The sequence below is a fragment of the Vibrio palustris genome, assembly GCF_024346995.1.
Classification (GTDB): domain Bacteria; phylum Pseudomonadota; class Gammaproteobacteria; order Enterobacterales; family Vibrionaceae; genus Vibrio; species Vibrio palustris.
Genome location: NZ_AP024887.1, coordinates 2,200,146 through 2,212,429, shown reverse-complemented (window position 1 = coordinate 2,212,429; position 12,284 = coordinate 2,200,146). Strand labels below are relative to the sequence as shown.

The window sequence follows — 12,284 nt, the reverse complement described above, 5'->3', positions numbered from 1 at the left end:
CCCGAAGCAGAATAGTGATACACGGGCAAAAACAACCAAAAAAATAATATAGGTAGTAAGCATGGCGCGTTTTTACCAACCGAAGAAAAATACCTCGATCAATAAAAAGCATCAGTCGGTCTTGATTGATAAATTGGATCACCAAGGCTCAGGGATTGCCTTCTTAAATAAGAAACCCGTCTTTATTGATGGGGCGTTGCCAACAGAAACCGTATTGATGCAGTTGACGGAAAGTAAAAGTAAATACGCTCGGGGGCAATTGATTAAGGTACAAAAGCCGAGTGAACAACGTGTTGTCCCGTTTTGTCCACATTATCAAGTATGTGGTGGTTGCGATTTACAGCATCTGGAGCGCGCAGCACAAGTTGAGTATAAACAGCAGACGCTGTCGCAGTTGATGGCAAAATTTGCAGGAGAATCTTTGTCACTTGCTAAACCTATTCTTGGACAAGACACCCAATATCGCCGCCGGGCGCGTTTAAGTCTGTTTTGGAGCAAAACTCAGCAGCAATTGCAGTTTGGTTTTCGTCAGCGCCAAAGTAAGCATATTGCGACCATCACAGAATGTCCGGTACTGACGCCACGTTTAAATCGTCATTTAGCGCCTTTGAAAGCAATATTAGAAACGTTTAAACGCCCGGATATGTTGGGTCATCTAGAGTTAGTTGAAGGCAGTAATGGCGTAGGGGTATTGTTGCGGTTTCTTTCAACACTTTCTGAGCAAGATGCCAGCAAATTGCGTGATTATGCACAGAACGAGCAGATTACGTTATATTTCATGCCGGAAAATAATGAATTAATTCGAGAGATTGGCGAAGAACTTTATTATGATGAAAATGGGGTAAAGACCCCGTTTACGCCTGTGAACTTTATTCAGGTAAACCGCGATGTGAATGAGCACCTGGTGACACAAGCAATGGATTGGCTTGAAGTGAATAAAGAAGATCGGGTGTTAGATTTGTTTTGTGGTCTAGGTAATTTCAGTTTACCAATGGCACAACAAGCGCAACATGTGACCGGGATCGAAGGCATTGATGAGATGGTTTTGAAAGCTCAAGACAATGCTCGCATCAATCAATTGGATAATGTGTCATATTATCAAGCCAACTTGGCCGATGATCTCACTGAACAAACGTGGGCACAGCAGACATTTGATAAAATCCTGCTCGATCCTGCGCGAGCGGGAGCAACAGGCCTGATTGATCAAATGGGACATTTTGCAGCACAGCGCATAGTCTATGTTTCTTGTAATCCTGCGACGCTTGCCCGTGACAGTCAACGTTTGCTGGCACAAGGGTATAAATTAGCGAAACTGGGTATGTTGGATATGTTCCCTCATACCAGCCATTTAGAATCAATGGCGTTATTTATTAAATCTTGATTGGGAGCCTGACACGCAGAGGCTGGTATACTAGGTTCACAATCACTAAGACATTAGGACGATATCCATGGTTGCGGTACGGAGCGCACATTTAAACCCCGAACAGCAGTTTGAATTGGATTCTTGGGTGACCAGTTTAGGGCTCGAGACCAAAGTCGCTGCACGGCTGACCGAAGTGTATCATCAGTGTGAGGTCTTATTAGAAGGCAATGCACAGGGCGGTATACTGCTGTGGCGTGGTCGTGAAATGATTGAGATTTTAATCACGCTCTCGATGGATAAACCGTCGTTGGTTGCCGCCCTATTGTTGCCGATTGCGACGAGCGGTGTGTTGGAAGAGGAAGAAATCACCGAAGTTTACGGAAAAGAGATTCTCAAATTAATCATTGGCGTCGAAGAAATGGCGGCCATTGGCCAATTGAATGTGACTTTGCACGGCAGCGAAGCATCTGCTCAGGTTGATAACGTGCGTCGTATGCTGCTCGCCATGGTTGATGATTTTCGTTGTGTTGTGATCAAGCTTGCTGAACGTATCTGTAATTTACGTGAGGTCAAAGATGAGCCTGATGAAATACGTCGTGCTGCAGCAAAAGAATGTGCCAATATTTATGCTCCTTTAGCGAACCGTTTAGGGATTGGTCAGTTAAAGTGGGAAATCGAAGATTACGCTTTCCGTTATCAGCAACCCGATACCTATAAGCAAATCGCCAAACAATTGTCGGAACGACGCATTGTGCGCGAAGAATATATTCAAGAATTTGTTGATGACTTACATCAGGAAATGCGCGCCTCCAATATCAATGCTGAAGTCAGTGGCCGGCCTAAGCACATCTATAGCATTTGGCGTAAAATGCAGAAAAAGAGCTTAGCATTTGATGAGCTGTTTGATGTTCGAGCGGTACGAATTATCGCCGATCAACTGCAAGATTGTTATGCTGCTCTAGGTGTGGTTCATACCAAATATAAGCATTTACCGAATGAATTTGATGATTATGTTGCTAACCCTAAGCCCAATGGTTATCAATCGATTCATACGGTTATTCTAGGCCCTGAAGGCAAAACCATTGAGATCCAGATTCGAACCAAGCAAATGCATGAAGAGTCGGAACTTGGCGTTGCCGCGCACTGGAAATACAAAGAAGGCTCAACCGCTGGGCGTAGTGGCTACGATGAGAAGATTACTTGGCTACGTAAGCTGATTGATTGGCAAGAAGAAATGTCTGACTCTGGTGAAATGCTTGATGAATTACGTAGCCAGGTGTTTGATGATCGCGTGTATGCGTTTACTCCTCGTGGCGATGTGGTGGATTTACCGATGGGCTCTACGCCCTTAGATTTTGCTTACCATATTCACTCAGAAGTTGGGCATCGCTGTATTGGTGCAAAAGTCGGAGGGCGCATTGTCCCGTTTACTCATAAACTGCATATGGGCGATCAGGTCGAGATCATTACCTCGAAAGAACCTAATCCATCACGTGATTGGCTAAATCCCTCACTAGGCTTTGTGCATTCTGGCCGAGCTAGAGCGAAAATTAATGCGTGGTTCCGTAAGCAAAGCCGCGAGAAAAATCTCGAAGCAGGACGCGATATTCTTGAAGCCGAGTTGAGTAAAATTGGCGCAACGCTCAAAGATGCGGAGCAGTACGCGCTGAAGCGTTTTAACCTGAATAGTTTGGATGAATTGTTTGTCGGTGTCGGGAGTGGTGATTTAAGAATTAACCAAATCATTAATCATATTAATGCATTAGTGAATAAGCCGACCGCTGAAGAAGAAGACCAAATCGCACTTGAGCGTTTACAGCAAGATGAGGCCAAAGCGCAACAAGCGCATCAAAAATCGAAAAAAGATGCGGTTGTGGTCGAAGGTGTTGATAACGTAATGACTCACTTGGCGCGTTGTTGCCAGCCGATCCCAGGCGATGATATTCGTGGTTATATCACGCAAGGTCGCGGGATTTCCGTACACCGTAGTGATTGTGAGCAATTAGCGGAACTTAACCACCATGCGCCTGAACGAATTATCGATACGGTCTGGGGCAGTGATTTTGTGGGGAACTACATCCTGACGATGCGCGTGGAAGCGATGGAGCGTAGCGGGTTACTCAAAGACATCACTTCACTGCTCGCCAATGAAAAAATGAAGGTCACGAGCATGAAAAGTCGCAGTGATTATAAGCGCCAAATGATCGTGATGGATTTTGATCTGGAAGTGAGAAATATCGAGATACTTGGACGTGTGTCTAAACGTATTGAACAAATTAAAGATGTTATGCAAGTGAGCCGTTTAGGCTAAATGTACCAGTAGCAATATGTAGGCTTATCAGTGAGCCACTAATCGGCGGGCTAAACGATTGATATTAAGCCTCACTTGATGACAGAACAAAAGAGTAGAATTATGGCGAAGTCTTCAGCACGCTCCATTGAGCAATTACAGGCGATTATGGCGCAGTTACGCGACCCAGAAACCGGATGCCCGTGGGATAAAAAGCAAACTTTTGATTCGGTTGTCCCCCATACGATTGAAGAAACGTATGAAGTGGTTGACGCTATTCAAAAGCAAGACTGGTCGAATTTACGTGAAGAGCTGGGCGATCTACTGTTTCAAGTGATTTTTTATAGCCAATTGGCGCAAGAAGAAGGGTTATTTGACTTTAACGATGTGGTGGCAGAAGTAAACGACAAGTTAGTACGTCGTCATCCTCACGTGTTCGGGGATCAACACTTTGCCACACAAGCAGAGCTCGATGCCAATTGGGCTGAACAAAAAGACCGTGAAAAGCAGAGCAAAGGTATTGAAGAGCAAAGTATTCTCGATTCCGTGCCGGATGCTCTGCCGGCATTAATGAAAGCGAATAAAATACAAAAAAAATGCAGTCAATTTGGCTTTGACTGGGGAGAGCTTTCACCGGTCGTTGATAAAGTGCGTGAAGAGCTTGATGAAGTCGTTGAGGAAGCAACGCAAAAGCCGATGAATGAACAGCGCGTTCAAGAGGAGTTGGGAGATTTATTATTTTCGGTGGTCAATTTGTCACGCCATTTAGGTCATAACCCTGAACAAGCCCTGAGTCAGGCAAATCATAAATTTATCCGTCGTTTTAGAGGAGTTGAGCAACAGGTACGCCGCAATGATAAAACGTTGTCAGACTGTTCTTTAAACGAATTAGATGGTTACTGGAATAAAGTAAAAGTAATGGAAAAAACCGATATGTCTGAAAAATAACGGTTAATGATTGTAACTCGTGAGATTGTGCCTATTGGCGCACCGGAGTTTGATTTAAAGCAATAAAGAAAAAACTGAGTGTGATAGATTTCACGTTGTGGCAGTAAGTGGGTTCTGGTATCATTTTATCCCGTCCAGAAGAAATTCATTTCCCTCTTTCAACCAATTTCAGGTTAAACATGACGACAAATTATATTTTTGTTACTGGCGGGGTTGTATCCTCTCTAGGTAAAGGTATTGCAGCAGCATCATTGGCAGCGATCTTAGAAGCACGTGGTCTTAAAGTGACAATTATGAAGCTTGACCCGTACATTAACGTCGATCCAGGTACTATGAGCCCAACACAGCACGGTGAAGTGTTTGTGACTGAAGATGGTGCAGAAACCGACCTTGACCTTGGTCACTACGAGCGTTTTATTCGTACCAAAATGACCAAACGTAACAACTTTACGGCAGGGCGTGTTTATGCTGATGTACTTCGTAAAGAACGTCGTGGTGATTACCTAGGCGCAACCATTCAGGTTGTTCCTCACATCACAAACTCCATTAAAGATCGTGTGATTGCCGGTGCAGAAGGCTATGACGTCGTCTTGGTTGAAATCGGTGGCACGGTAGGTGATATCGAATCTCAGCCATTCATCGAAGCGATTCGTCAATTAGCGATTGAAGTTGGTCGTGAACATACCTTATTTATGCACCTAACGTTGGTTCCTTATTTGGCCGCAGCAGGCGAAGTAAAAACCAAACCGACACAACACTCGGTGAAAGAGTTATTGTCGGTCGGTATTCAGCCTGATGTCTTGGTATGTCGTAGTGACCGTGTGATCCCAGCTAACGAACGTAAGAAAATAGCGTTGTTCTGTAACGTTGCTGAAAAAGCTGTGATCTCAATGAAAGATGTGGATTCAATCTATAAGATCCCTCAGTTGATCAAATCACAGGGTCTGGATGATCTCGTATGTCGTCGTTTCGGGATTGATGCGCCAGAAGCGGATTTGTCTGAATGGGAACAGGTTATCTATGAAGAAGCTAACCCAACGGGCGAAGTCACTATCGGTATGGTTGGTAAGTATGTGGAATTACCAGATGCTTACAAATCCGTCAACGAAGCATTAAAACATGCTGGACTGAAGAATCGTTTAAGTGTCAAAATCCAATTTGTTGATTCAGAAGATATCGAAAGCAAAGGCACTGAAGTACTAGAGAACTTAGATGCAATCTTAGTTCCAGGTGGTTTCGGTGATCGTGGCGTTGAAGGTAAAATTCGTGCCGCGCAATATGCACGTGAAAACAATATTCCATACCTTGGCATTTGTTTAGGTATGCAAGTCGCATTGATTGAGTTCTCACGTAATGTGGTGGGTTGGACAGATGCGCATTCAACAGAATTTAACAAAAAGACCAAACACCCTGTGGTAGGATTAATTACCGAGTGGGTTGATGAAGAAGGCAAAGTAGAAGAACGTAACGAAACCTCGGATCTTGGCGGCACTATGCGTCTTGGCTCGCAGCTATGTCACTTAACGGAAGGGACAAAAGCGTACGAGTTGTACGGTAATGCAGCTATCCATGAGCGTCACCGTCATCGTTACGAAGTGAACAATGTTCTACGTCCTAAGCTGGAAAAAGCGGGTTTGAAAGTATCCGGTTTATCAGCAGATAAAAAATTAGTTGAGGTAATTGAGAATCCTGCTCACCCTTGGTTTGTAGCAGCTCAGTTCCACCCAGAATTCACGTCAACCCCTCGTGATGGACACCCACTGTTCTCTGGATTTATTAAAGCAGCGGGCCAATACCAGCGTGGCGAGTTGGAGTAAAAGGATACGGGGGCACTGATTATTTTAGTGACCCCTTTAGTTTTGACATTTAAATTCAATGAGAGGAAACATTAATGTCTAAGATCGTTAAAGTTCTAGGTCGTGAAATCATCGATTCACGCGGTAACCCAACAGTAGAAGCAGAAGTACACCTAGAAGGTGGTTTTGTGGGTATGGCTGCTGCACCATCAGGAGCATCGACGGGTTCACGTGAAGCGCTTGAGCTACGTGATGGCGACAAATCTCGTTTCCTAGGTAAAGGCGTGACTAAAGCAGTAGCAGCTGTTAATGGTCCTATCGCTGAAGCTGTGACTGGCAAAGATGCGAAAGATCAAGCGTCTATCGACCAAATCATGATCGACCTTGATGGAACAGAGAACAAATCTCAGTTCGGTGCGAACGCTATCTTAGCGGTTTCTCTTGCTAACGCAAAAGCAGCTGCAGCATCAAAAGGCATGCCTCTTTATGAGCACATTGCTGAATTGAACGGCACTCCTGGTCACTTCTCTATGCCTCTACCAATGATGAACATCCTAAATGGTGGTGAGCACGCAGATAACAACGTTGATATTCAAGAATTCATGATTCAACCTGTTGGCGCGCCAAACTTCAAAGAAGCGGCTCGTATGGGTTCAGAAGTTTTCCATAACCTAGCTAAAGTACTGAAAGCGAAAGGCCTTAGCACTGCAGTTGGTGACGAAGGTGGTTTTGCTCCTAACCTAGACTCAAACGCTGAAGCACTTGCTGTTATCAAACAAGCCGTTGAAAACGCTGGTCTTGAACTAGGTAAAGACATCACGCTAGCGATGGACTGTGCTGCGTCTGAGTTCTACGACAAAGAAGCGGGCAACTACAACATGAAAGGCGAAGGTAAAGTCTTCACTTCTGAAGAATTTAACTTCTACCTACAAGATCTAGCTAATCAATACCCAATCGTTTCAATTGAAGATGGTCTTGATGAATCAGATTGGGATGGCTTCAAGCACCAAACTGATCTACTTGGTGACAAGTTGCAACTTGTTGGTGATGACCTATTCGTAACTAACACTAAGATCCTGAAAGAAGGTATCGAAAAAGGTGTTGCGAACTCAATCCTCATCAAATTTAACCAAATCGGTTCTTTGACTGAGACACTTGCTGCAATCAAAATGGCGAAAGATGCTGGCTACACAGCTGTTATCTCTCACCGTAGTGGTGAAACAGAAGATGCAACGATTGCTGATCTTGCTGTTGGTACTGCTGCAGGTCAAATCAAAACAGGTTCTATGAGCCGTTCTGACCGTGTTGCTAAATACAACCAGCTTATCCGCATCGAAGAAGCGCTTGGTGAACGTGCTGCGTTCAACGGCCTTAAAGAAGTGAAAGGCCAAGCTTAATTTAAGCTGGCTTTAAAGCGAATTGAAAAGCGCCTCTACGGAGGCGCTTTTTTTGTTTGTGCGGTCAAATGATAGATTCAGGCTAAATATGCTGTTTTAAAGTTAGCGATCGCTTGGATCCGACGGCGGCTTTGTTCTTCACTAATATCTTTACCTTTAAAACCATCGTTAATGATATCCTGTGCCTTGATTTGTTCCGCAGTTTTAAAGGCTTCAGTGACGTATTCATGTATAGGGTACGCTATGTGTTCGCAGCCTAAACGACCTTTATGGTCAGCCGCGCAGGCGAGTAATACTTGTTCTAAGCGTTGCGGTTGACGCCATAATTTTAGTTTATTGAATATCTTCACTAATGTGGCGGGTTTGAGTTGCAATGCATTATGAAGATTGGTGTGCTGCTCACAGACATCGAGCGCTAAATCACGATACTCACTGGGAACGCGGACTCGTTGACATAATGCTTTAATGATTTTGATGCCGGTGTAGCAATGTCGTTTATGGCTTGGCCATTCTTCTTTTGGCGTAACCCCTTTTCCAAGATCGTGGACTTGAGCGGCAAAACGAACCACCGGAGAGTGACTCAGTTGTGCTGCTTGCTCGGCCACCATTAAGGTGTGAATGCCAGTATCAATTTCAGGGTGCCATTTTTCTGGTTGAGGTACCCCAAATAATGCATCAATCTCCGGTAATACATATTCTAACGCGCCACACTCTTTAAGAACTTCGAGAAATTTATGAGGTGTTGGTGTTGTCAGAGATTTGTGCCATTCTTGCCAGACTCGCTCAGGGGTTAGATGATTTAACTCGCCAGATAAGGCCACTTGGCGCATTAAGTCGATGGTTTCATCGGCGACACAAAACCCGAGATGATGGAGTTTAGCGGCGAAGCGTGCGACTCTTAAGACTCGTAGGGGATCTTCGGCAAAAGCATCAGAGACATGGCGTAATTGTCGCTGTTCGAGATCATCGATACCATGATAAGGATCAATAAGGTTCCCTTGCGGATCTTGAGCAATCGCATTGATCGTTAAATCTCGACGCATTAGGTCTTCTTCAATGGTGACTTCTTTTGCAAAATAGCAGTCGAATCCGGTATAGCCCAGTCCGGTTTTGCGTTCGGTTCTGGCGAGTGCATACTCTTCTTTACTGGTGGGATGAAGAAACACTGGGAAATCTTTACCGACGGCTTGATAGCCATGTGCACGCATATCCTCAGGGGTTGTGCCGACTACGACCCAGTCTCGGTCATGAACAGGAAGATTGAGCAGTTGATCACGGACTGCTCCGCCGACGAGATAAACTTGCACTTAAAAACCTCAGTGATTGGGGGATTAATTTACGAATAATTACGATGAGTAATAATACGTTGCTCCTTGTTGTAATGATAGAGAACGAGACATGTATCAGGAACATTTTGGCTTTCACGAATTACCGTTTTCCATAGTACCGAATTCTCGCTATTTATTTCTTAGCCATCGCCATCAAGAAGCCATGACTTACCTGAAATCAGGATTAGGTGATGGCGGCGGGTTTGCCTTACTCACTGGCGAGGTGGGGACAGGGAAAACGACGGTGGCTAAAGCGGTGATAAACGACCTATCAGCCCAGACACAATGCGGATCTTTACTCAACCCGACTTTTTCTATTCAAGAGTTGCTTGCCAGTATTTGTGATGAATTTTCAATTAGTTACCCCGAAAGTGCTACGTTAAAGCAATTAAGAGATCGGCTGAATCAATTTCTTCTAGAGCAAGACGCACAAGGCCACAGTACATTACTAGTGATTGATGAAGCGCAGCACCTCACTCCGGATGTATTAGAGCAGTTGCGATTATTAACCAACTTAGAGACAGAGCAACGTAAGTTACTTAAAGTATTACTGGTTGGGCAGCCTGAATTACAAAATAACCTCCAACTCCCGCAATTGCGACAGCTTGCCCAGCGGATCACCGCTCGTTACCATATTTTGCCGTTAGATAATAATGAAGTGAATGAGTACTTACAATTTCGTCTCCAGCGGGCTGGTGGGGATCCCGACTTATTTCCAGCGCCAGCGAAGCAGTGGATAGCGAAACATTCTCACGGTATTCCGCGACTGATTAACTTGATTGGCGATGCCACATTAAAACTCAGCTATCAGCAAGGTAAGCGTCATATTGAGTTGCACGATGTCAAAACCGCGACGACACAAGTCATGAGTTTTCAATCAACGGTTTATCAGCAGCCGCAGACAGAGCGATGGGTCAGACCTTCACAAGCATGGCAAGCCGCAAGGTATTTAGGATTAGGTGGATTGATGGCGGCGGCGCTTGTCGTCAGTTGGCAATGGACAGGACAAGCGCTCATTGATCGAGCACTCCCGATGCCTGATGCTCCTCAGCCCGTAGTAAAAACCGTGTTACCTCAGGCTATCAATCAAGCATTAACTCATGCGACAGATAAAGAAGCGGCAATAACGACGCTATTTGCGCTCTGGGGATATCAAGCGTCAGTCAGCGATACGTTATGCCAAAATAATGAACGCCAAACGATACAGTGCCAGGCGTTTCACGGTGACTGGGCAGAGATAAAAAAATTTAATCGACCAGTGGTACTGAAATTAACCCTGCCCGGTACTGAGGCGTATGCCATTTTAAACCATATTGAGCGGGATGAGGTAGAGGTACTGATTGATGGTAAAGCATATCGAGTGCAAGCGAAGTGGTTATTACCTTATTGGCAGGGGCAGTACTGGGCGGTTTGGCAGCACCAATTTACCCGTACGTTGAAAGAGGGCATGCAAGGGCAAGATGTGGTGCAGTTAAATCATACCCTCGCCACGTTACTACGTGAGCCTATTGTGCAATCGAGTACGTTTGATAAAACACTTAAGCATAAAGTGATGACATTTCAACGTTGGCAGCACATGACGGTGGATGGCGTCGCTGGCATGCAGACATTACAGCGTATCGATAGGCTTAACCCTGCCGCGGCACCGACATTACAAAACCAACGGCTTAGCTCTCAGCAAAATAAGGAGCCTCTTGATGCAAAATAATACGATGTTACCTATTTGGGTGAAGGGCGCGTTGCTGATGGCACCTGTGGCTGTTGTTGCTGTGGTAATGGGAGGCGCGGCATGGCATGCCAGACAGCAGAGTATTCATCAGCAACAGCATTTAGCTCCGGCCACTCATATCCAGCCAGCGGATTACCAAAAGGGGTCTTATCCATCGTTTAAGCATTTAAACACGATTCCAATGATACCGATGAGAGACGCACAGCAAGCTCAAGATGCGAGTAATCATTCACTCTCCCAAGGAGTAACGAAAAAGAATAAAAATGCGTCAGCGGCTTCTGAGGAGCAACCAGAGATTACTGAAGAGGCCATCAAACAGGCAATTACACAAGCTAAGCATGCAAGAACTCAGCAGCGTACAGAGAAGCCTTCACAGGTACAGCAAGGGGATGATGCTTTAAGTCATCTCGATATGAGTAAATTATCCCCTTCACTCCAGTCACGAGTAGAGGCGGCGTTGAAAGGTGAGCATAATGCTCGTAAGCAAGGCGAGTCTCAAGATGCAATGGATATTCGTCAGCATATCACTGAGTTTTCTGGTCAGTTACCGCCATTGAATTTTCAAAGCCATGTCTATACGACCGATGTAGTACGCCGCTGGATAAAGGTCAATGGAGTTGAATATCGTCAAGGCGATAATATCGGGTCAAACATACAATTATTAGATATCAAACCGCAAAGTACTGTGATTAAATTTAAAGGTAAACTCATTGAAATTCCGGCACTTTATGACTGGAAAGGATAGAGCTTTATCGTATAAAAAAGCGACCATTAAGGTCGCTTTTTTTGTATTCTATTAGGCCGTTTTTTATGCCCAGCCAGAAGGTGAGCGTTTACGACGTGGAATAATATGCGGCAGAATAAGACCCAGTAACAAACCAATACCAGCAACGCCACCACCATACATAAAGTATTTCAGCAGTAAGTCTTCTTTTTGTGTATCGAGTTTGGCTCGTAATTGACGAACTTCTGCTTGTGAATTGGTGAGCTTATTACTGATATCACCGTAATTTTTTTCAAGATCAGAGATTTGTTTATTACGTACTTCAAGAGATTCCGCTAATCCCGCTTTTTCTTCGTCCGCGGTTTTTTGTGCAGTCGCAAGTTTGCTTTTCACTACCGCCAATTCTTTTTCTAGTTTTGGCATGCGAATCGCTCGGCTTTCTGTTTTCGTAACAAAACGGCTTTGTACCCAGCCTGTACGACCTTTCTCATCGACGATCTTGGTAAAGCCTGAGTCTTTATTTTCATCAAGCTGTTTGACTTTTTCACCGGCGTTGACGCTACCAATAATACGATACTTGTTCGTCGGACCTGAGTGCATGTAAGTAAACAATTCATCCGAAATATAACGTTCCTGTGCCAATAGCGGAGTCGCAATCAGAGACAGAAGTACCATGCAGAGCAGTTTTTTCACAGTAAATCCCTTAGCG

General features: G+C 44.7%; 9 protein-coding genes. 7 read left to right on the top strand and 2 right to left on the bottom strand.

All coding sequences use genetic code 11. The annotated features are described in order from the left end of the window. The first annotated feature begins 61 nt into the window (after positions 1-61). From rlmD to eno, 5 genes are all read left to right on the top strand, one after another. Entirely contained in the window at positions 62-1,381 is a 1,320-nt protein-coding gene (rlmD, locus tag OCU30_RS10270; RefSeq protein ID WP_077315623.1) for a 23S rRNA (uracil(1939)-C(5))-methyltransferase RlmD, read from the top strand. A gap of 67 nt (positions 1,382-1,448) precedes the next feature. After that, entirely contained in the window at positions 1,449-3,674 is a 2,226-nt protein-coding gene (relA, locus tag OCU30_RS10265; protein ID WP_077315622.1) for a GTP diphosphokinase, read from the top strand. Between the two features lie 102 nt (positions 3,675-3,776). Beyond that, positions 3,777-4,601, top strand: a complete 825-nt coding sequence (mazG, locus tag OCU30_RS10260; protein WP_077315621.1) for a nucleoside triphosphate pyrophosphohydrolase — start codon at positions 3,777-3,779, stop codon at positions 4,599-4,601. Between the two features lie 179 nt (positions 4,602-4,780). Beyond that, entirely contained in the window at positions 4,781-6,418 is a 1,638-nt protein-coding gene (locus OCU30_RS10255) for a CTP synthase (RefSeq protein ID WP_261821302.1), read from the top strand. A 74-nt stretch (positions 6,419-6,492) separates the two neighbouring features. Continuing rightward, positions 6,493-7,794 (top strand): phosphopyruvate hydratase, encoded by a 1,302-nt coding sequence (eno, locus tag OCU30_RS10250; protein ID WP_077315775.1) that lies wholly within the window; start codon positions 6,493-6,495, stop codon positions 7,792-7,794. Between the two features lie 77 nt (positions 7,795-7,871). On the opposite strand, the gene OCU30_RS10245 is transcribed toward eno, so the two are convergent. After that, positions 7,872-9,101: a multifunctional CCA addition/repair protein gene (locus OCU30_RS10245; RefSeq protein WP_077315774.1), complete on the bottom strand. Its 1,230-nt coding sequence runs from the start codon at positions 9,099-9,101 to the stop codon at positions 7,872-7,874. 91 nt (positions 9,102-9,192) lie between these two features. Here OCU30_RS10245 and OCU30_RS10240 point away from each other — a divergent pair, with 91 nt between their 5' ends. After that, a complete protein-coding gene (locus OCU30_RS10240; RefSeq protein WP_077315773.1) occupies positions 9,193-10,830 on the top strand; it encodes an ExeA family protein in 1,638 nt (545 codons plus the stop codon). Further along, positions 10,820-11,596 (top strand): general secretion pathway protein GspB, encoded by a 777-nt coding sequence (locus tag OCU30_RS10235; protein ID WP_159439156.1) that lies wholly within the window; start codon positions 10,820-10,822, stop codon positions 11,594-11,596. The genes OCU30_RS10240 and OCU30_RS10235 overlap by 11 nt, the downstream gene beginning before the upstream one ends. A 63-nt stretch (positions 11,597-11,659) precedes the next feature. Here the strand turns inward: OCU30_RS10235 and OCU30_RS10230 are convergent, their stop codons facing one another. Beyond that, positions 11,660-12,268, bottom strand: coding sequence for a TIGR04211 family SH3 domain-containing protein (locus OCU30_RS10230; RefSeq protein WP_077315771.1), 609 nt, complete (start codon positions 12,266-12,268; stop codon positions 11,660-11,662). Positions 12,269-12,284: the final 16 nt, after the last annotated feature.